The organism is Candidatus Bathyarchaeota archaeon, assembly GCA_026014745.1.
Classification (GTDB): Archaea; Thermoproteota; Bathyarchaeia; order Bathyarchaeales; family Bathycorpusculaceae; genus Bathycorpusculum.
On the sequence record JAOZHS010000003.1, the window covers coordinates 14,370 to 34,268 of the forward strand.

The window sequence follows — 19,899 nt, forward strand, 5'->3', positions numbered from 1 at the left end:
AAAACAAAGTGAACACAAAAACCCCTGAAAGGAAATATTTGCCCGAAGTTTCCCCTAAAGAAATTGAAGAACTCAAAAAGAACATAACCGCCGCGTCAAAGAAAATCATAGCCGACAACATAGCACGCATGAAGAAAGCAGACCCCCACCGACCCAAAGCAATGGAATACTTTGACGGCATCGCAGATTTGTTTGGGCAACGCCAAAAAGAAATAGCCGCAGAAAAGGCTAAGGGCAAAAAAGTCATCGGTTACATGTGTCTCTTTGCACCCACCGAACTAATTATGGCTGCTGACGCCATCCCCATCCGCGTCAACTCCGGCTGGTACGACACATCCAAACTCGGCGACCGCGTCGTCCCCGTCGAAGTCTGCCCAGTGCTTCGCAGCACCATAGGCGCAAAAATGATTGAACTCTCCCCCTTCCTCGAACAAAGCGACGCTCTCATCAGCGTTTTAACCTGCGATGGCATGACTAAACTTAGCGAAATTCTAAGCGACACCAAACCCATCTGGGGCATGAACGTGCCACGCATAAAAGACAGCCAACAATCCCTGCGCTTCTGGAACGACGAAATCCGAGAGATGAAAACCCAAATCGAAACCTTCACCGGCAACAAAATCACACGGCAAAAACTAAAAGAAGCCATCGAAGTCAGCCACCGCGCCACCAAAGTCTTCCGTCGACTCCAAGAACTGCGCAAAGGCAACCCCGTTATCATGGGACGCGACGCCATGCTTGTTAACCAAACCTTCGTTTGGGATGATAAGAAGCGTTGGACTGAGAAAGCTGAGGCGCTCTGTGATGAGTTGGAGCAGCGTGTGCAACGTAAAGATTGGGTGGTTTCTACTGATACGCCTAGGGTGATGGTTACTGGTACGCCGATGTTTTGGCCTGACAACTGGAAACTCCCCACGCTGGTGGAGGAGGGTAACCCGCAGGGCGTTATCGTTGCTGACGAGCAGTGTAGTGGTGAACGCATCTTAAACGATCCCATTGGAGTTGACGAATGGTCAATGGATGACATGTTGAACGCTATTGGCGAACGTTATTTGATGGCTTCTACTTGTCCCTGCTTCACCAGCAAAGACGGCAATGAGGACCGCGTGAATTGGCTCCTTAACAAAGTCAAAGATTGGAAAGTTCAAGGCGTCATCTACTACGTGGTTCGTGGCTGTATGCTCTACGCTATGGAGTACACAAGAATCAAGAAAGCTTTGGACAAAGTAAATGTTCCCGTTTACTATTTAGATACAGAGTACACGCGCGAAGATGTCGGACAACTAAAAACACGTGTTGAAGCCTTCCTTGAGATGCTTAGCGCGAACGTTGACATTTAGGTGAACATGTAGTGATTACAGTCGGAATGGATCTCGGTACACAAAGAGTAAAAGCAATTGTCTTAAAAGACGGCGCAGTCGCCGGCATGGGGCAAGCGTTTTCAGGCTTTGACCCCGCTAAAGCCGCTGAACAAGCCGTCCAAGACGCCCTAAACACCGCCAACCTCAAACAAACAGATGTAGCCTACTTTTTAGCAACAGGCTCCGCCATGGACATGGCGCCCTACGCGAACAGCACCGTAAGCATGATGGGAGCCGACGCCAAAGCAGGCGTCTACCTCTGCCCAACCACACGCACAGTAATCGACGTCGGCGCAGAAGAAGCCCGAGCAGTAAGATGCGACGAGAAAGGCATCATGCTTGACTTCGTCGTCAACGAACGCTGCGCCGCTGGAGCTGGAGCATTCATTGAAGCCATGGCACGCGCATTAGAAGTTAACCTCGAAGAGATGGGTCCGCTCTCGCTAAAAGCCGAACGCGCAAGCCCAATTAACGCGTCATGCGTCATCTTCGGCGAATCTGACGTGGTTTCCCTGATTCACCGTCAAGAATCTAAACCTGAAATCGCCCGAGCCGTCTTTGACGCCATGGCTGACCGCATTTCTTCAATGATTCACCGCCTCGGCATTAACCCCGAAGTTGCATTGGTGGGCGGCGTCGCAAAAGATGAAGGCTTTGTCGCTTCACTTAACCGCAAACTGGGCCTAAACGTCGTGGTTCCCAAAAACCCTGATTATGCAGGAGCGTTAGGTGCCGCATTAATCGCTGTAACCCGCGCCAAGGAGGGGTCTAAGTGAAAGAACCCAGCACCGTAAAAGGCTTAGACTTCTGGCGATGGCAAGAATACCACCGCATTCTGCCCAAGAAATGGAGCAAAAACGACATAATCACCGCAGGCGTCGACGTAGGCTCCGTCGGCTCTAAAGCAGCTATTATGATTAATGGGGAAGCTTACAGTTGGGGCATCACCCGCACAGGCAGCAACAGCCCCGAATCCGCAAAAAAAGCCCTAGACTACGCACTCGAAGGCACCGGACTCACCGTAAACGATCTCAAATACATCGTCGGCACAGGCTATGGACGCGTGAACGTGCCAATGGCAAACAAAGCCATAACCGAAATCGCCTGCCACGCAAAAGGCGCCAACTACATCTGGGGCCCATCAGTGCATACAGTGCTCGACGTCGGCGGACAAGACATCAAAGCCATCCGCATTGACGAAAACGGCAAAGTTGTCTCATTTCTCATGAACGACAAATGCGCGGCTGGCACCGGTCGAGGCATGGAAGTTTTCGCTGACCTGCTACAAATCCCCATTGAAGACATAGGCGGCATCTCGCTTAAAGTAGACAAGGAACCCGACCCTGTAAGTTGCACCTGCGTTGCCTTCGCTAAAACCGAAGCTATGGGGCTGCTGCGCAAGGGCTGGTCTAAAGAGAAAGTGCTTGCCGCCTACACACGCGCGATGGCGGTGCGTATGGCTAACCTCATAAACCGCGTCGGATTAGAACGCGAACTCGTCGTTACTGGCGGGCAATCCAAAAACATCGGCATAGTTAGCCGTATTGAAGTGATTTTGGGTGTGAAGACGCTTCCGATGCCTCGATGGCAAGAAGATGGCGGCTTAGATCCCATGGTGGCGGGCGCGTTTGGGGCAGCGTTGTTTGCCAAGGCGCTCTATGAGAAGGCACAGAAGGGCTAGGCGTGATTACGCATTACGGGTATATTGATGGTTCAGGCGAATATTTCATCGTTGTTGACTCCGACAAATGCGTGGGCTGCGGCAAATGCGTCACCGAGTGCCCTCAAACCGCTTTTGAGTTGATAACCGAATTCATTGATCTTGAAGATAAAACGGTTGCAGCCATAAAAGAGGACCAACGCAAAAAAATCAAATACACATGCGACGCCTGCCGACCCGAAACCAACAAAACCCCATGCGTACTGGCATGCCCCGAAAAAGCCATAAAATGCATTTGGACTGCCCACTAAAATTTTGATATAGCGGTAGATCAACATTTTTTGTGCTTGGTTATGTTGTGGTGCTGGTGGTGTGAAAGAAAAATCAGTCTATACATGCCCCCACATGCACATGGCGGCAGTTTCAACATAGAGGCATGTTGGGTGTGTGGTAAACTTATGTTATCCCACACCTAAACAGACGCAGAAACACAAACCAAACCCAAAAAACGAACACAACCTACAACTATCTTGTGGCAACCGTAAAACCGCCACGCCCACACAAAGAGATAAAACAAAATTTTGATCTAATGATAAAATAAAAAGAAAAAAGGAAAAGTTTTTGGCTAGTGTGCTTTGTGCCTAAAGCTCAGTAACGCCACTGCCGCGATTCCAGCAATGACAACTACTGCGATTATGATTGTCCATGTGGCCATTGAATCGTTAGGGGGCGGGGTTGGCGAAGGTGTTATGGTTGCTGTGGCTGTGGGGACTGGTGTAGGCGATGCTGTGGGTGCTGGAGTTGGGCTTGGGGTGGCTGTGGGTTCAGGTTCTTCATGGACTGCGAAGGTTATGGTGAAGTTTTCGGTGGCCTTAACGCCGTGAGTACTGTTATAGACCATGACGTTCCAGAAGTAGGTGCCGTTTCCAGCGACTTGATAGGTGAGTGTGTTTTGGGTGTTGTTGACTATGGCTGTTTGGTTGGTGGAGGCTCTTTCGGTTCCGTTTATGTAGAGTTTAGCGATAAGATAGTAGTCATTTGTGCCGTTTATGATGGGCAGGTACCTGTAGGTATAGTTGAAGGTGCTGGTGATTGTGGTTTTGTTTGCGGGGTCAGTTAGTTGAACGGTTAAGGCTTGGTTGGTAGGTTCAGGAGTAGGCGAAGGCGTAGGCGTTGCAGCATCCGTGGGCGTTGGGTCTTGACTGGTAACCACAGAGGTAAAGCAACTGCCAACTAAAATTGTGAACAGGAGCAGAAAAACTGCTTGTTTGGTTTGCATGAAGCCTAATTAAAAAGCCTTTTCTATTTATAACTTTCCAACCGTTCAGACGCCGTTTTGCTGTCTATACAATAGAACGGCCCCTAAGTTGTATGTATCAGCGTGCCGCATTCCACAAAAACACCACTACAGCCGCCAAAATAACCGCTACAACCACTAAAGCTATGATTAAAACCATCATGCCATCCACTTCAAGTGCGAAGGGTTGGTCTGTCGGTTTGGGCGATGGGGTTGGCGTTGCGGTGGGCGTTGGTTTGGGGGTTGCGGTGGCTGTTGGTTGGGGTGTGGCTGTAGCTGTAGCGGTCGGCGTGGGTGAGGGCGTAGGAGAAGGTTCGGGCGTGGGCGAGGGCACCTGAATAGTTAAGGTGAAGGCGGTGGGAGTTGCGCTGTGGGTGCTGTTTTGGACTTTTATGGTCCATGTGCAGGTGCCGTTTTGGGTGAAGGTATACGAGATGTGGTTTTGGGTTTCGTTTCCAATAGGGGTTTGGTTCACGGCGGCAGTTGCGGTTCCATTAATGAACAATGTAGCCGTGTAGGGGTCGTCGCCGTATATGATGGGTGTGTAGACAAAGTCTACTGTAAAGCTTGTTTGAGTGCTTGTGTCTGTGGGGCTGTTAAGCGTCACCGAAACAAGTTGTTCTGGATCAGGGCTCTGCGCCACTGCGGAAGCGGCGAAACAGCCCATCAAAAGTAAAAACAGCGCGAATACCGCTAAGTGCGAGTGCCTACTGTGCATGAGTTTTAGTTGCCAAGTTAATATTTATGCTTTTTCAACTTACCCCTTGAATACATCAATCTTATAAACCTAAAAAATTCAATACACATAGGCTACTTACATGAAAAACCAGGCTGACCCATTAAAAAAATCCAAAACGCAAGCTCTGGGTGTTGCACCCTTAGTCGGCGCTTTCTCGCTGCCTCAACTCTTCTCTTTTCCCACAGTACTGTTGCTTGTTCTGGTCCCGCTGATAATAGTCGAAGTTGGCTTAGTCATATTTTACCTCGCTAAAATTAACAAGAAACACCAACCGCCTCCACCCATCGCCCTCGAGGAAGCCCCTACACCAGCCAAACCTGTGCCTCCGCCAAAGCCGCCCATGATATTGATTTCCAAAGCCGAAATCGCCGACAACAAACTCAAATTCTCCATCAAGCAGGGTTTGTTGCGTAAAAAGTGGGTCACCCTAAAAGAAATCCCCTTAACAGACCTCTTCCTCCTTGAATCACTCGGCAACACCCTAACAGTCACCACAAAAGACGCCGCATTCATGTTTGTGTATCCTAAAAAGAATGAATCATTTAGCAAGTTCCAAACCGAAGTTGCCGAAGCGCTTGAGGCGCAGCATAAGGCTCGTCTTGCACAGGAACAGGAAGCACGTCGCAGAAGCGACCTCAACGGCTTAATCCACGCCTCCACTCGCATCGTAGATGTCTCTTTTGACATCTTGATGGGGCTACAGCAGAAACGGGTCAACTGGCCCCTTTTGGAGGGCTACGTTAACCGTTTAGGCGGCACACCAAGCTTCTGGGGTCCCACCGTGCCACCGCTCTCGCTGGATTTTTCAGCCGTAGATGCCGCAGTGAAACGTCGAGTGCCCCAAGAAGCCTCAGACGAAACCTTTGCCATGCTAAAACTGGTTTACTCTTACTTTGAGGCGCTCAAAAAAGAGGAAACTTCACAGTTACACCCCAACTTCAAAGACGCCCACGCCGTCGTTGCGGCATATTACACCCTAAACGACATGCTCTTTGCAAAAGTCGTGGGAGCAAAAGAAAACCAAAACGAAACCTCCGCCCTCAAATCCAACCTCGACACCCTCGCAGCAGAGACCGCCTTCCAAGTTGACTTCGAAGCACTCACAAAAAGCGTTAGCCAAATCGGCAGCTTAGATGTTGATGTCGGCGACACCGTTGAGGACACACGTGACCTGTTTAAGATGCAATTAAAGCGCTTTGACACGCCCATCGAAATTCCCCCGGTAACTCCTGAGGGAACAGAACCTTCCTCGCCTGAGGCTACTCCACCGACCGAAACACCCGAAGTTCCCGCGTCGCCAGAACCTCCCTCCCAAACGCCTCCTCAAACACCATCCGAAGTGTCCCCCGAACCAACCCCAACTGTAGAGACGCCGCCTCAACCCCTCTCGCCTGAGAATCCTCAAGCAACCTCCCTCGAATCTGCCCCGGAAGCCGCCCCGCCGCTTGAAACACCCACATCCACTACCTCTGCCCTTGATGTGGAGCCTCCTGTTGCGCCAGAGCCACTTGCAGAACCATCCGCGGAAGCTGTTCCTGAGGTGGTCGAGGTTCCCGCTGTTGAACAGGCAGAGCCTGCAAAACCTGAATCGGCAGAGCAAGCTCCCTCGTCTGTTGTTGAGCCAGAAGCCGAAGCGCCCGCAGAAACGCCAGAAGCGCCTAAAAAGCCGAGTTTTGGTCGACGGTTACGCAAAGCCATCATGGGCTACTAGCCCTTTTTTGAGATTTTTTGTTGTACAGAATTTTCAATCAGTATGACTGTGCCTTTGCAGAGATATTTCTTTGTGATTCGTTAGCTTTATTTACACTAACCGCTGTAATGACTTGTCTGACCAAGTGGGGGTAGAATCAAAATTGACGAAGCCACAAAGCAAAGATGATGCTCTAGAAGCCTTAGATTTCATCGTTAACGTGCTAAAAGAGCATGAAAAAGACTTAGACAAACTCATTAACGAATTAGCAACTGTAACCGAGCAGATGGGTGACACTACCGAATTAACTGAAAAAGTCCAAACCATCGAAGAAAAAATCGGTGGATTGCAAAAAGAAGTAACAACCTTGGTATCCTGCATGTCAGGCACCTCCAAAGCTCTTCCTACAGTGGTTAAACAATCAGCTGAAGAACCCATGCCTTCTGCTGCTGTAGCTACCTCGACAGGGGGTCCAACAGTTGTTTTAAGGTGTAACCAACTGGAGGATTTTCAAGTTTTGGCTGCAAAAGCCCAAGAGGTCTCTTTTTCTTATAAAGAAGATGAAAAAGTTTTTCAGGTTGACGCCTTGAAAGGCAATCAGGTAATATCCTATACTGGTGCCTTGCCTAAATTGTCGGCGGTTCTTAAAGTGTACCTGTCTAAGCAACTATGTGTTCCTGAGGGAAACATAGTTGAAGGGCTACTTTCTGTAGCTTAAATCTGTACTTTTGTTTTTTATTTCTTATTCACAACCGTTATATCTTAATACTGGTATATTGTGTCTTGTTAGTGAATGGAGGACTTGGTTAAGGTTGAAGGCAAACCAAAGCCCAATAACAACCTTTTCCGTTTTCGAAGCCTTCTCCTTTCTCCTCGAACGACGGATGGCTTTGGTCGACCAACACACTTAACCCGACCTCCACATTTACACTAACAAAACAGAATCTTAAATAAAATATCCTGCTAACTTCTAATATTCAAAATTCAACACAAAAAAACTTGAAAGTAAAAAGGAAGGCGCGGTCATCTTAGATGCCGCCAACTAGCTATTACCTGTGCTCTAAGCCTGTGCGCTTTCATTTTTTCTTTTTTTGATTTGGCTCAACCCAATGGGTACGATTGCTGCGAAACAGGCTAAAATTGCTGCAAGGCTACCAATGGTGCTCTCAGAGAGTGGCAACGACGAAATAACAGCGAAAGTACATTCGCAAAGCGGTGCTCCACCATTATGGTCAAAAACATACACTGTATATGTTCCCATGGGCGTAGCTGCGTCTGTAGGCCAAGATACCTGTGAATTTGGAGTAACCCCTGAAAACACTTTGCAGTAATTTGAGCCCTTAAAAATTAAAACGTCAACCGAACTCAGACCAGAAGCGCGGACATCCCATTTTATAAAAACGGTATCGCCCTGCACAAATGCTGTTTGAATGGTCGAATAATCACTTTGATATGTCTGGACATTTGAGGCAGGCGGCGTTGGAGTGGGTGTGTTGGTCGGCGCAGGTGCAGATGTTTCTGGACCTATAGGTGGTAAAGTTGGCGCTGGAGGTGGCGTAGGAACCGTTGTCGGAGTGGCTGTGGGTGTAGCTGTGGGGGGTGGTGGTGCCGACGTACCCGGTCCAGGAGGGGGTCCAACCGGTGGGGGCGTTGGAAGAGCTGACACATCAGTTTGGACAACTATTACTGCAAAGGCAGCCAAACACATGATAGTTATTACTAAAGTCACTAAGGTTTTTCTCGGCATAATCTCAACCAAATTTAGTTAGTGGTAAAAAAGTTGCTTATTTAACGCTTATGCCCAACCCCGCAACGCCCAAGATACCTAAATGGCTCAGTTTATGCCCGATGCATTTGCTATCACGTCTATGTAGGCTTCTAAGTGGCGGACGTGTTGGCGGAGAAATCAGCATTTTGAACAACCTGCCATTATCCTTAACTTTGTATACAACAAATAAGGAAGAGTTTTGGTCTCTGAGGTGCGCCTCTTAGTGTGTGTGACGTTTTTGGGCGTTTTTTGATGGGCTTGATAAAAGAAAGGTGCGTTTCCGTCGATTGCCGCTAAAAGAGGTGTCAGTTCGCCCGTCGAGTCTTACTCACTGCATGTGCTCAGACTCTAGTGCTCATCATCCAACCAGTTAGAGTAGCAACTCAACATAAGACTCTTTTGCTATGTGAGCAAAAAACGATTTTAATCCCGTCAAGTAATCCTAGTTGCAGGAGATTTAGTTTGGATTTTTATTCGACCATAGATAACCGCAGAAGCATAAGAAGATTCACAAAAGAAACGGTGCCCCAAGAAGTGCTCAACCGCCTTCTTGATGCTGGCAGACGTGCGCCTTCTGCGGGGAACGCACAGCCTTGGGCTTTTATTGTTGTAACCTTGCAAGCCATCAAGGAACTGATTATGAAAGCGGCGTATGGGCAGAGAGCCATTGGGCAATCCTCCGTCTTAATTGTGGTCTGCGCCGACGAGAAACGCGCCGAAGAAGCCTATGGAGACCGCGGCAAAAGCCTCTACTGTCTGCAAGATACTGCTGCCGCCGTCGAGAACATCCTTTTGGCAGCCACCGCTTCTGGGTTGGGAGCCTGCTGGATGGGGGCATTCAACGAAGCTGAACTCCGAACCATAATCAAAGCTCCGCCACACATGCGACCAGTCGCCGTAATTCCAGTGGGCATCCCAAACGAGTCACCCCCACAACGGTCGCGAAGGGAGCTGATCGAAATCGTCTACAAAGAGACGTTTTAGCCGAATTTGATGCATTTCTTTGGCTGCAGGTTGGAATCGGTTGAGATTTTGCGGCGTTTTAGCTGAAGGAAAGCTTTAAAAGGGCGGGTTGCCTTCAACGTTAGCTCTATCAAGGTATATCACATAACAAATACCAAGTCACAATAATCAGGAGGAAAAGAAAAAGAATGTTATCACGCGATTGCGATGGCTGCAGCCAAATGAGACCCTGCAGCAGACGCTTCTTCGTCGCCGCTAAAGGCGAAAAAGTCTACTGCCCAGACGGCACAGCCCACTTAGTAGACGGCAACTAAACAACAAAAAGTAAACTGATTTTTCAGAATTTTCGTTTCTATTTTTATTTTTCTATATTTGTATAGCCGTTTTTATTTTCGTTAAGACTTCTGTAAAGTCAGCTTCCACGTCGGGTTTCATGCCTTTCTTGGAGACCTTGAGCACGATTTCGTAGCCCTTTGTTTTGAGCGTTTTCTCCAAGGTTTTCATGGCCCGCTCGTTACCAAAGATGCGGTAGGTAACAAAGAGGATGACTTTTTTGCCTTCCCCAGAAGGCATGGCGTCGATGAAGGCGCTGGTTTCTTTGGTTGGGCTGCTCCCCTCTACGGGCGTCCCCAAAATAACAAGGTCAAAACTTGCAAGAGCGGACGGTTGAGTCGCGGCTATGTCGAAGAGGGTTGCTTTGGTGGCGTCAGCTATGGCTTGGGCTAAACGTTTGGTGTTGCCAGTACGTGAGAAATATACAACGCAGGTGTTCATAGCCTCTTTTTAGGGGTCACTTGGTTAATATAACCTTCGTACATAGTTTATGGCGGCTTTTACCTTTTAATATCTGCACCTAACAGTAGTGTGTGGAAGCAAAACATGAACTACGCCGTAATCGCCGAAGCCTACGAAAAAATTGAATCCACCACCAAACGCCTAGAAATGACCGACCACCTCGTCGCACTCTTAGAGCAGACGCCTAAAGAAGTCATCAGCCGCGTCGTTTACCTCACACAGGGCAAACTCTACCCTGACTTTGTGGGCATAGAGATGGGCGTCGCAGAAAAACTCGCCATTAAGGCACTCATCCGCGCTTCAGGAGCCAGCGAAAGCGCAATCCTGTTGATGCTGCAAAAAAGCGGCGACATCGGCGAAACCAGCCAAAAAACCCTCGAAAAACGCAAACAATCCACATTTTTCACCAAATCCCTCACCGTAGAACGCGTCTATGAGACGCTTGACAAGCTGGCTAAGACGCAGGGCAGTGGCGCTGTAGATACAAAAATGGCGTTGCTCTCAGGGCTCCTAACCGATGCTTCTCCGATGGAAGCTAAATGGCTCATCCGCACCGTAACAGGCAACCTACGACTGGGCATCGCGGACATGACGGTGCTTGATGCGTTGGCGATTGCGTATGGCGGCGGCAAAACAGCCCGAGAACTCATCGAACGCGCCTATAACATCTCCTCGGACCTTGGTAAAGTCGCCTACACCGTCGCAGACCGCGGCTTAGAGGGTATTCAAGCGTTTCAGGTGGAAGTTTTTGAACCCATCCGCCCCATGCTTGCTGAACGTTTAGGCGTACCTGAGGAGATTTTGGAGAAATTCGGCGGCAAATGCGTAGCCGAATACAAATACGACGGCGAACGGGTGCAAGCCCACAAAAAAGGCGACAAAGTTGTCCTCTACTCTAGGCGGCTGGAAAACATTTCCAGCCAGTACCCTGATGCTGTAGAGCTTGTGCGGAGCCAGATAGCCGCGCAAGAGGCGATTTTTGAGGCTGAATGCGTAGCCATGGATCTTGAAACGGGGGATATGCGTCCTTTCCAAGAGTTGATGCATCGGCGCCGCAAATACGGCGTCGAGGAAGCCATCGAACAATACCCCATTTCCCTGTTCGCGTTTGATGCGCTTTTTGTGGATGGCAAAGATTTGACGCGGGAGCCTTTTCCGCAACGCCGTGAAGCTTTAAAGACGCTTATTCGCGAGGGCGAGCGTGTGAAGCCTGCCACACAGAAGTTGGTCAGTAGCCCTAAGGAGTTGGAGGATTTCTTTGAGGAAGCCATCGAGGACGGCTGCGAGGGCGTCATGTGCAAATCCATCGCCAAAGACTCCGTGTATCAGGCGGGTGCAAGGGGTTGGTTGTGGATTAAGTTTAAGCGGGATTACCGAAGCGAAATGACCGACACAGTGGACCTCGTGGTAGTCGGCGCTTTTCATGGTAGGGGGAAGCGTGTTGGCGCTTACGGAGCGCTGCTGCTGGCAACCTATAACCCAGAGAATGATACTTTTGAGTCTGTTACGAAATGTGGCACGGGCTTCACTGACAAGGATCTTGCCACTTTGTATGAGATGTTGCAGAAGCATGTTATTCCCCGCCGAAACAGCCGCGTCCAAACCACGCTTGAAGCTGACGTTTGGTTTGAGCCTGCTGTGGTGCTTGAGATTTTGGGCGCTGAAGTAACTTTGAGCCCCATTCACATGGCTGCCATGGATTCCATCCGCAAGGGCAGCGGGTTGGCTATTCGTTTTCCACGTTTTACTGGTAAGTATCGTACGGACAAAGCGCCAGAAGACGCTACCTCCTCTGCGGAAATCGTGGAGATGTATCGTGGGCAGCTTAAGAAAATCGGGGAAGCCCCTAAAGCTTAAGAAACCCGACCTGAATAAGGAATACAGCAGAAATATTGGCGGTGGACTGTTTGGCACAAGACCCTGAAAAAATGAAAGCTATAATCGCGTTCAAGAAGCGTCTCGAAGACCAGCTTGAAAAACTCTCCGCAGAAACCCACGAAGTTCAAGCCACCCTTGAAGTGGTGAATCAAATGTTGCTTGAGAAGGGTTTCAAACGGGGCGACATAAAAGAGGTTCCGCAGTCCATGCCCAAAGAGGTTGTGCTGCCCAAGGAAGAGCCTGAAGCGGAAGCCCAAAAACCCGCGTCTGTGCCGACACAGCAGCATACCGAATCCGAAAGCGTCATCCCCCTTAAGACCATGGCTGAGGAACCGTTGGCGTTGATGTATTTCGATAAGCAAACCATCCATGTGATGCCTGACGAATCCAAGCAGTTTAGCATGAATACGCCGCCGTTTGGTAATTTCTTGGTTGAGAAGGTCTTTGCAAAGATGCAGGAGAAAGACAAGGAGTTGGTGCGGCTGGGGCAGTTAACCACGGATAAAATGTTCTCCTACAATGTCGTGCACGAAGGCGATTCCCTGCGTGAAATCATTATAAAAAACGTTGATGATGAACGCCTAAAAGAACTCAAGTCGAGCATCCGCTGGACTTTTGAGAAGATGTATGAGAAAATGAAGAGTTCCCAACCGTAGCGTTTAGTTTCTAAATGTTTACGGTGTACTCCATCTCTTGTCCATATTCAACAGCTTTCTTGATGTACTCCAGCTCTAAGGTTACTTCTTTGTCGACTTCTTTGCTGACGCTTAATTTGTCGACAATTTTTCCGAAAACAGAATAGGGCAACTCATATTCCCCACCATGCGACAGCCTGACGCCTTCTCCAACGGGTTCAATGCTGTAAACGTTTATCAGTTTTTGTTTACTATCTGGCGCCGTACTCCAGACGATTTTTTGATTTTCTACCCATTCAGTTATAGCCATATCCCAATGTGTTTCTGTACCGCCATGCTTGCCAACAAAATGTGCAGTGGTTCCAAGGCCAACAGGACCCTTTGAGGTATATTCGGCTTTGGTGAATCCTTCATGTGCCTTGTTCATTTTTTCAAAGTCAATTAAGAAATTAAAAACCTCCCCGGGGGAGGCTTCGATATCAATGGATTTTACCATTTTTCCCACTTAATCACCTCCCAAGATTGGTTCTCAGAGCAGAACGCGCTGAGTAGGCATTAAGCAGGAAACGGGGCTTACTGTTGCTTGTTTAAGGTGTCGGTGATTCGGCTTTTGGGGCACAAACCGACAATCCGCTCAGTTTCCTGCCCATTGACAAACAGAATCATAGTTGGAATGCTGAAGACTTGGAAACGTTCGGCGGTGGCGGGGTTCTCGTCTACGTCTAGTTTTCCTACGAGTACTTTGCCTTGGTATTCTTTTGCGACTTCCTCGATGGTTGGGGCTAAAGCGCGGCAGGGACCGCACCAGGTTGCCCAGAAGTCAACAAAAACCACCTTGTTACTATTGATTGTTTGTTCAAAATTCGCGTCTGTTACATGGAAAGGTAGATTGCTCATAACTTGTGTCTCCAAAATAATATTCTGATTTTAGTTTGATATAAACAGTTCGTGGATACCCCTGCCTAGGCTGTGTAGGTAGCAAGCTGCAGATTTTTGCGGTTGTTCAGTGGTATACTTATCTGCTCAGTTAGAGTCACCTACCCCTCCCTTATTTGTCAGTAGATCAAAATTTTGTTTGTCTCTTTGTGTGGGTGCTGCGGTTTACGGCACGCCACAAGATAACTGTTGGTTTGGGTTGCTTTTTGGGTTTGGAGCCTGTTTCTGCGTCTGTTTGGGTGTGGCATAACCGTATTTTACCACACGCCCAACATGCTTCTATGTTGAAGCCGTCACGGTGTGCATGTGGGAGTATGCATGGATTGGTTTTTTCCTCCACAAGAACCAGAATACAAACAAACTTTTCTGATCTACTGATAAAGTAAAAATCTTCGCTACACTGGACTTATTAATCAAGTTTACCCTTTCTGAAGGGATTACCATTGCGCATTATTGAACACAATAAAATCGATTTAGCAATCCTCAAAACCTATCTAACAAAGCCCCCTTTGTACACGGAAGGTACATCAAAATTTTGGGACGACGAATACGTTTCTTTGCAGATGTTGAAGCTTCATCTAAATCCTGAAGTAGACTCCGCCAGCCGAACCAAAGCTACCCTCCAAGCAGAATCAGCCTTCATAATTCGTGAAACAGGTTTAACCGCGGCAAAGGCGGTGCTTGACTTAGGCTGCGGACCCGGATTGTATGTAGGTGAATTTGCCAAAACGGGTGCACATGTAACAGGTGTGGACATTTCTAAGCGTTCAATAGAGTACGCTAACAAGAACATTAAACCCGCATATGCGAACGTAGACTTTGCGCAGATGAATTATTTTGACTTGGATTTTAGGGGGTTATTTGATGTTGTTACTCTGATTTTTTATGACTTTTGCGTGCTAAACCCAACTGAGCAAAAGAATCTGTTGATGAGAATAAATAGTGCCTTAAAAATCGACGGTGTATTGGTCTTTGATGTGGTATCTGAAAGCTTCAAAGTAGCAGAATCCACTCAGGTCTCCATTTCTGAGGGCGAAGGGTTTTGGAGCCCTAAACCCTACCTAGAAATTGCCAACACCTACCTCTACGAGAACCCCAAAACATTGGGTCAACAGTACACAATCATAAGCGAAGATGGCTCCGTGGAGGTCACCAGACTCTACACCAGACTGTTCAACAAAAAGGAGCTTTCCGAGCTATTGAGCCAGTGTGGATTTAGAGTTGAAAAAATCTACAAAAACCTAAAAGGCGAACCCCTAAACGAGGGCTCAGAGACATACGGCATCTTTGCAAGAAAAGTATGACTTTAAAGTGGGAAGTTAGAGCTGAACTTTGTGAAGTCCTTTTTGGTGTAGACCTTCTTCTCTGTAATGATGCCTGTAACATATTTTAGCGGGGTAGGGTCAAATGCGGGGTTGAATACTTCGATGCCGTTTGGTGCCGTTTGCTGGCAACCCACATGCGTAACTTCTTCAGGTTTGCGTTCTTCGACGGTGATGTCGGCGGCTTTATGTGCCAAATCAAACGTGGATGTGGGCGCCGCAACGTAGAAGGGAATTTTGTGTTCATGCGCCAACACCGCCACGCCATAGGTACCGATTTTGTTGAACACGGCGTCTTGGGTGATACGATCTGCGCCTACCACGACTTTTTGAATTAAACCTTTGCTCATAACGTAGGCTGCCATGTTATCCGTGATTAAGGTGACTGGAATGCCGTCGCGTTTAAGCTCATACGCTGTGAGTCGTGCACCCTGCAGAAGCGGACGGGTTTCATCAGCGATGACCTTGATTTTTTTGCCTTCCTCCCATGCTGCGCGGATAACACCCAAGGCTGTACCGTATTCGACGGTTGCTAATTCGCCTGCGTTGCAGTGGGTTAGGATGGTGTCGCCGTCTTCGATGAGGGCGGCGCCGTTTTTGCCTATGGCGCGGTTCTGGGCGGCATCTTCGTCAGCGATTGCTTGCGCCTCTGCGATGACGGCTGCTTTTATCTCCTCAACGCCGCCTTGCACGGTTTTGGCTTTGGATAAGACGCGGTCGACGCCCCAGAACAGGTTTACCGCGGTTGGGCGTTGGCGTTTGATGAATGTGCCTGCGGTTTCGAGTTCCGCTAAAAGGGCTTTGGGGGTTTTGGCGTTTGAATGGTAAGCGGCTAAGGCAACACCGAAGCCTGCTGCGGCTCCCAAAAGCGGGGCTCCTCGGACGCGTAGGACTTTGATGGCTTCTGCCATTTGCTCGACGGTTTTGAGTTCGAGAGTGACTTCTTGGAGGGGGAGTTTGGTTTGGTCAGGGGTTATTACGACGCCGTTTTGCCATTTAATCATCCGCATAACTGTTGCCTCGGTGGTGCGGTTTAGTTGTTGGCTGATTAGTTAAAGGTTTTCTGTAGCCTAATGAATTGACGCTGCAAGAAAGCCATCTAAAAGAAGAAGGTTGACTTAAGGGTGTCCTTAGTTGGAGTTGTCAAAGGGGGATTTGAGGTGTGTGACAACCTCGACTGGGCTGTCTTCGCCGCTCTTTAGGCGTTTCTTCCATTCTTCGCCGACTGCAATTAGCGAGAAGATGCCTGAAACTTCAGCTTTGGATTTCTTGACGAGGTTTACCAGTGCTTCTTGGGTTTCGCCGCTCTTAATCATGTCATCAACAATTAGTACGCTGTCACGTTTCTTGACGGATTCCTTGGGGATGTAGAGCGTTACGGTTACGCCGCTGTCTCGTCCCAGGATGTAAGTTTCTTCTAGGAAGGCTCGGACGCCGACTTCTTTGTTGCGTTTAGCTACGATAAGGTTGACGCCTAAGGCGTTGGCAACCATGGTTGCGAGGGGGACACCATCAACGGCTGCGGTTAAGATTTTGGTGACGCGTTTGCCGGCGAAGTTGGCGAGTGCATGGTTAGCGGCTTGTTGGAGGATGTTGTAGTCTCCGACGATTTCGGTGTTGTCAAAGTACCCGCGTTCGTCGAATTTGATGCGGCTGCGGAGTTCGGCTTCGAGTCCGACTAGTTTGGTTAGGACTCGCCAGAGTTGTTTGGCGCGGGTGGTGTTGGGTAGGACGTGGCCTTTGGCGTAGCGGCTTAGCACGGTTACGGGTAAGCCTGTTTTGGAGGCTAATTCGCGGTAGGTGATGTTTCGTTTGTATTTTGCGGTTCGTAACAACTCTATGGTCATTAACCTGAGTTTTAGATCTTCTGCGTGTGTGCTCAACTGATACGCTCCCCTTTTTTACATCAACAAGTCAAATATTGATTTAAACCTAATTATTGCGTCTTGAAATTTATAACTTTCCGTTAAAATATGATCCGCAACCAGACTTAGCCGACGCGACGTTTTAGCGTTCAATAGCATATTCAGACAAAAGATTTGCAGGTTAATTATAAATACATGCTAATTGAATAGGATTTACAGGAAGCAAGCGCTTCCAAGAAGGAATAAAACAAAATGAATAGGAAAAGCCTTTTTGTTTTTATGACCTTGATACTTTTAGCATCCATTGCAACACCTCTAATCGCCTTTTTTCCCCAAGCATCAGCATCAGTATCCTCAACACAAACCTACCTCTACGTCGGAGTCTCACCTAACCCCGTAGGAGTAGGACAACAAGCCCTCATCGTAGCATGGACCCAAGCAATGCCCCCTGACATCGGCGAAACCGAAGGCAAAGTCCCCGCACCCAACGGACGCGCTGCATGGGAAGCCCACATGATGGTAAACATCGTGAAACCTGACGGAACTAACGACACACAACTTGAACTGCCACGCACCGACCCTGTAGGCGCAACTTTTGGACTCTATGTCCCTGAAACCGCAGGCAACTACACAATCCAAGTTTACTACCCCGGCGAATGGCGAAACTCAACAGTCGCTGACGTTCAAGCCTACTTCACCTCAGCTTGGAGTGCCCCAATCACTCTAACTGTACAAGAAGAAGCAGTCCAAAACTGGGTCGAAAGCCCCGTCACAGATGACTGGTGGACTCGACCCATAAACGACGCAAACCGCGAATGGTACACGCTAGCAGGCAACTGGTTTGGTCTCTTTGCAGCAGCCTATCCTCCTGGTTCACCTGGCCCCACAGGAGCAATCGGAGCCGCAGTAACAAGCAACACCCAATACTTCTCATATGGCAAAGGACCTGAAACTGCACATATTCTGTGGACAAAACCCTACTATGCTGGCGGCATAATGGATTCACGGTTCGAAAGTGACAACGGCAAAGGCAACTGGGGCTTTGAAACCGCACACTACCAAGGCTACAACTTCGGCAACCCCATCATCTTACAGGGTAAATTGATCTATCAGTACCAAAACACTGGCCACGCTGCCCTTGGATGGCAAGCAGTAGACCTCTACACGGGCGAACAAATCTACTTCAGCAACGACACCATACCCTCCTATGGTCAAATCTACAACTACGAATCCCCCAACCAACACGGCGGCATCCCCTACCTCTACCGAACCGTAACCACCGGTCCAAGCACAGTCTGGGGTAACGGTAACGGCACAGTTTACGATATGATGGACGGCTACACCTTTAGCCACGTTGCATTCATCGCAAACGTCAGCACCGCCGGAACCATGGTTTACGGATTAGACGGCAGCCTACTTCGCTACAACATATTTAACGCTGGAACAAACGCGGCGCCAAAGTATTATCTGCAAGTCTGGAACAGCTCTGCGATTCCAAGCGAACTCGGCAGCACATCAGGAACCACCTATTGGCAGTGGCGACCCCAGGGCGGCGCCTTTGGTGCTGGCCCCGCACTCAGCTACACAATAGTGCATAACGGAGCCCAAGGATTCTCACTCAACGTTTCTCTACCTACCGATTCTGTTTGGGGTCCTCGAAATTCCGTTGTGAACCAAACAGGGAGCATCTACTCAGTTCGCCAAGACGAAAGCATAATCATCGGAACATCTGGATACGTTGACGAAAGCGGAACCGTCAAAGGCCAAATGGTGTGCCTAAGCTTAGTGCCCGGTCAAGCCGGAACACAACTCTGGAAGACATCCTTCACGCCACCGTCATCAGCCAACAACGCCTCAGTAAGCCTCATGGGAGTCTACCCCGAATATGACCGCATGGTCTTCTACTGCAAGAGCCTGCTCAAGTGGTATGGTTACAGCCTCTCAACCGGCCAGCTAATGTGGACATCCGAGCCGCAAACTCAATTCGTCTACTACGGTTCAGGCAACAACATGTACGAGGGCATCCTCTATACCTACGGCTACGGCGGAGTCGTCTACGCCTACGACTTAGAATCAGGTGAACTGCTCTGGCAATATGCAGCCAAAAGCGTCGGCGACGAATCCCCCTACGGCGGCAACTACCCCATCGGCATAAACCTTGTTGCAGACGACAAACTCTACCTCGTTGGCAGTGAACATTCTCCCACTCAACCCCTCTATCGTGGACCTAACTTACGCTGTATCAACGCTACTTCTGGCGAAGAAATCTGGAAGATCCTGTTCTGGGGCGCAAGAATGTCACCTACCGAATCCAACATCTACATGGCTGATGGCATCCTAGTCGGTCTCAACTATTACGATGGCGAAATCTACGCTTTCGGCAGAGGTCCCAGCGCAACCACTGTCACCGCAGCCAACCCTGCTTCAACTCTTGGCTCAACCGTGTTGATTCAGGGCACCGTAACAGACCAAACCCCAAGCGGCAAACGCACCACCAACGACATCTTAGACTTCTCCCTCAAAGGCACCCCCGCAATCTCCGACGAAGACATGACGGCCTGGATGGAATACAAATTCATGCAGCAACCCGAACCAGTCGACGCCAAAGGAGTCCCCGTGACTTTAGCTACAGTTGACCCCAACGGCAACTACCGCGAAATCGGCGAAGCCACCAGTGACATGTACGGCAACTACGCAGTGCCCTTCACGCCAGACGTCCCCGGCACCTACCAAATACTTGCAACCTTTGCAGGCTCCAAATCTTACGGTCCATCCGCCTCCTCAACCTATCTCACTGTAACTGACCAATCAACACCTGCACCCACAGCCGCTACATCCTCGGTATCGGTTGCTGACCAGTACTTCATACCCGCAGTCATCGCAATCATAATCACCATCATCTTGGTCGGCGTTGTCCTAGGCGTACTGCTGCTAAGAAAACGACCCTAAAACTCTCCCTTCCCCCTTCTTTTTTGTTTTTTTGCTTGACG

The 19,899-nt window shown here is 49.0% G+C and carries 21 protein-coding genes; 12 read left to right on the forward strand and 9 right to left on the reverse strand.

Features of this window, described 5'->3' with window-relative positions; translation table 11 throughout:
• Positions 1-8 precede the first annotated feature (8 nt).
• The 4 genes from NWE92_11225 to NWE92_11240 are packed head-to-tail and all read left to right on the forward strand — an operon-like array spanning position 9 to position 3,332.
• Positions 9-1,340, forward strand: a complete 1,332-nt coding sequence (locus NWE92_11225; GenBank protein ID MCW4030203.1) for a 2-hydroxyacyl-CoA dehydratase family protein — start codon at positions 9-11, stop codon at positions 1,338-1,340.
• 11 nt (positions 1,341-1,351) lie between these two features.
• Positions 1,352-2,137, forward strand: coding sequence for an acyl-CoA dehydratase activase (locus NWE92_11230; GenBank protein ID MCW4030204.1), 786 nt, complete (start codon positions 1,352-1,354; stop codon positions 2,135-2,137).
• Positions 2,134-3,042 carry an acyl-CoA dehydratase activase gene (locus NWE92_11235; GenBank protein ID MCW4030205.1) on the forward strand — a complete coding sequence of 303 codons (909 nt, stop codon included), beginning with the start codon at positions 2,134-2,136 and terminating at the stop codon, positions 3,040-3,042. The genes NWE92_11230 and NWE92_11235 overlap by 4 nt, the downstream gene beginning before the upstream one ends.
• A gap of 2 nt (positions 3,043-3,044) precedes the next feature.
• Positions 3,045-3,332: a 4Fe-4S dicluster domain-containing protein gene (locus tag NWE92_11240; protein MCW4030206.1), complete on the forward strand. Its 288-nt coding sequence runs from the start codon at positions 3,045-3,047 to the stop codon at positions 3,330-3,332.
• 314 nt (positions 3,333-3,646) lie between these two features.
• Here NWE92_11240 and NWE92_11245 read toward each other — a convergent pair whose 3' ends face one another.
• Positions 3,647-4,300, reverse strand: a complete 654-nt coding sequence (locus NWE92_11245; GenBank protein MCW4030207.1) for a hypothetical protein — start codon at positions 4,298-4,300, stop codon at positions 3,647-3,649.
• A gap of 97 nt (positions 4,301-4,397) precedes the next feature.
• Positions 4,398-5,036: a hypothetical protein gene (locus NWE92_11250; GenBank protein MCW4030208.1), complete on the reverse strand. Its 639-nt coding sequence runs from the start codon at positions 5,034-5,036 to the stop codon at positions 4,398-4,400.
• Positions 5,037-5,136: 100 nt separating this feature from the next.
• Between NWE92_11250 and NWE92_11255 the strand changes: the two genes are divergently transcribed.
• Positions 5,137-6,768 (forward strand): hypothetical protein, encoded by a 1,632-nt coding sequence (locus NWE92_11255; GenBank protein MCW4030209.1) that lies wholly within the window; start codon positions 5,137-5,139, stop codon positions 6,766-6,768.
• A gap of 142 nt (positions 6,769-6,910) precedes the next feature.
• Entirely contained in the window at positions 6,911-7,465 is a 555-nt protein-coding gene (locus NWE92_11260; GenBank protein MCW4030210.1) for a hypothetical protein, read from the forward strand.
• Between the two features lie 342 nt (positions 7,466-7,807).
• Here the strand turns inward: NWE92_11260 and NWE92_11265 are convergent, their stop codons facing one another.
• Complete coding sequence (locus tag NWE92_11265; protein ID MCW4030211.1) at positions 7,808-8,494, reverse strand: hypothetical protein; 687 nt, start codon at positions 8,492-8,494, stop codon at positions 7,808-7,810.
• Between the two features lie 483 nt (positions 8,495-8,977).
• Here NWE92_11265 and NWE92_11270 point away from each other — a divergent pair, with 483 nt between their 5' ends.
• The gene (locus NWE92_11270; protein ID MCW4030212.1) at positions 8,978-9,499 is read left to right on the forward strand and encodes a nitroreductase family protein; all 522 of its coding nucleotides are present in this window, start codon (positions 8,978-8,980) and stop codon (positions 9,497-9,499) included.
• A 167-nt stretch (positions 9,500-9,666) separates the two neighbouring features.
• On the forward strand, positions 9,667-9,792 hold the full coding sequence (locus NWE92_11275; GenBank protein MCW4030213.1) for a hypothetical protein: 126 nt from the start codon (positions 9,667-9,669) through the stop codon (positions 9,790-9,792).
• Between the two features lie 52 nt (positions 9,793-9,844).
• Here the strand turns inward: NWE92_11275 and NWE92_11280 are convergent, their stop codons facing one another.
• Positions 9,845-10,252 carry a flavodoxin domain-containing protein gene (locus NWE92_11280; GenBank protein ID MCW4030214.1) on the reverse strand — a complete coding sequence of 136 codons (408 nt, stop codon included), beginning with the start codon at positions 10,250-10,252 and terminating at the stop codon, positions 9,845-9,847.
• A gap of 105 nt (positions 10,253-10,357) precedes the next feature.
• On the opposite strand from NWE92_11280, the gene NWE92_11285 reads away from it, so the two are divergent.
• Both NWE92_11285 and NWE92_11290 read left to right on the forward strand, forming a co-directional pair.
• Positions 10,358-12,130: an ATP-dependent DNA ligase gene (locus tag NWE92_11285; protein MCW4030215.1), complete on the forward strand. Its 1,773-nt coding sequence runs from the start codon at positions 10,358-10,360 to the stop codon at positions 12,128-12,130.
• 50 nt (positions 12,131-12,180) lie between these two features.
• Positions 12,181-12,807 carry a hypothetical protein gene (locus NWE92_11290; GenBank protein ID MCW4030216.1) on the forward strand — a complete coding sequence of 209 codons (627 nt, stop codon included), beginning with the start codon at positions 12,181-12,183 and terminating at the stop codon, positions 12,805-12,807.
• 10 nt (positions 12,808-12,817) lie between these two features.
• Here NWE92_11290 and NWE92_11295 read toward each other — a convergent pair whose 3' ends face one another.
• From NWE92_11295 to NWE92_11305, 3 genes are all read right to left on the reverse strand, one after another.
• A complete protein-coding gene (locus tag NWE92_11295; GenBank protein ID MCW4030217.1) occupies positions 12,818-13,282 on the reverse strand; it encodes an SRPBCC family protein in 465 nt (154 codons plus the stop codon).
• Positions 13,283-13,359: 77 nt separating this feature from the next.
• Positions 13,360-13,683, reverse strand: a complete 324-nt coding sequence (gene trxA, locus NWE92_11300) for a thioredoxin (protein ID MCW4030218.1) — start codon at positions 13,681-13,683, stop codon at positions 13,360-13,362.
• 166 nt (positions 13,684-13,849) lie between these two features.
• Positions 13,850-14,062, reverse strand: a complete 213-nt coding sequence (locus NWE92_11305) for a hypothetical protein (GenBank protein ID MCW4030219.1) — start codon at positions 14,060-14,062, stop codon at positions 13,850-13,852.
• A 103-nt stretch (positions 14,063-14,165) separates the two neighbouring features.
• On the opposite strand from NWE92_11305, the gene NWE92_11310 reads away from it, so the two are divergent.
• Entirely contained in the window at positions 14,166-15,026 is an 861-nt protein-coding gene (locus NWE92_11310; GenBank protein MCW4030220.1) for a class I SAM-dependent methyltransferase, read from the forward strand.
• A gap of 2 nt (positions 15,027-15,028) precedes the next feature.
• Here NWE92_11310 and mtnA read toward each other — a convergent pair whose 3' ends face one another.
• Together mtnA and NWE92_11320 are read right to left on the reverse strand one after the other, a co-directional pair.
• Positions 15,029-16,054, reverse strand: a complete 1,026-nt coding sequence (gene mtnA, locus NWE92_11315; protein MCW4030221.1) for an S-methyl-5-thioribose-1-phosphate isomerase — start codon at positions 16,052-16,054, stop codon at positions 15,029-15,031.
• A 120-nt stretch (positions 16,055-16,174) separates the two neighbouring features.
• Positions 16,175-16,927, reverse strand: a complete 753-nt coding sequence (locus NWE92_11320) for a phosphoribosyltransferase family protein (protein ID MCW4030222.1) — start codon at positions 16,925-16,927, stop codon at positions 16,175-16,177.
• Between the two features lie 261 nt (positions 16,928-17,188).
• On the opposite strand from NWE92_11320, the gene NWE92_11325 reads away from it, so the two are divergent.
• The gene (locus tag NWE92_11325; protein MCW4030223.1) at positions 17,189-19,858 is read left to right on the forward strand and encodes a PQQ-binding-like beta-propeller repeat protein; all 2,670 of its coding nucleotides are present in this window, start codon (positions 17,189-17,191) and stop codon (positions 19,856-19,858) included.
• The last annotated feature ends 41 nt before the right edge of the window (positions 19,859-19,899 follow it).

What these genes read in the sequence shown, in the direction of transcription:
- NWE92_11245 (MCW4030207.1), bottom strand. Translation starts at nt 4,300, where the DNA reads ATGCAAACCAAACAAGCAGTTTTTCTGCTCCTGTTCACAATTTTAGTT.
- NWE92_11250 (MCW4030208.1), bottom strand. Translation starts at nt 5,036, where the DNA reads ATGCACAGTAGGCACTCGCACTTAGCGGTATTCGCGCTGTTTTTACTT.
- NWE92_11255 (MCW4030209.1), top strand. Translation starts at nt 5,137, where the DNA reads ATGAAAAACCAGGCTGACCCATTAAAAAAATCCAAAACGCAAGCTCTG.
- NWE92_11265 (MCW4030211.1), bottom strand. Translation starts at nt 8,494, where the DNA reads ATGCCGAGAAAAACCTTAGTGACTTTAGTAATAACTATCATGTGTTTG.
- NWE92_11275 (MCW4030213.1), top strand. Translation starts at nt 9,667, where the DNA reads ATGTTATCACGCGATTGCGATGGCTGCAGCCAAATGAGACCCTGCAGC.
- NWE92_11280 (MCW4030214.1), bottom strand. Translation starts at nt 10,252, where the DNA reads ATGAACACCTGCGTTGTATATTTCTCACGTACTGGCAACACCAAACGT.
- NWE92_11285 (MCW4030215.1), top strand. Translation starts at nt 10,358, where the DNA reads ATGAACTACGCCGTAATCGCCGAAGCCTACGAAAAAATTGAATCCACC.
- NWE92_11295 (MCW4030217.1), bottom strand. Translation starts at nt 13,282, where the DNA reads ATGGTAAAATCCATTGATATCGAAGCCTCCCCCGGGGAGGTTTTTAAT.
- trxA (MCW4030218.1), bottom strand. Translation starts at nt 13,683, where the DNA reads ATGAGCAATCTACCTTTCCATGTAACAGACGCGAATTTTGAACAAACA.
- mtnA (MCW4030221.1), bottom strand. Translation starts at nt 16,054, where the DNA reads ATGCGGATGATTAAATGGCAAAACGGCGTCGTAATAACCCCTGACCAA.
- NWE92_11325 (MCW4030223.1), top strand. Translation starts at nt 17,189, where the DNA reads ATGACCTTGATACTTTTAGCATCCATTGCAACACCTCTAATCGCCTTT.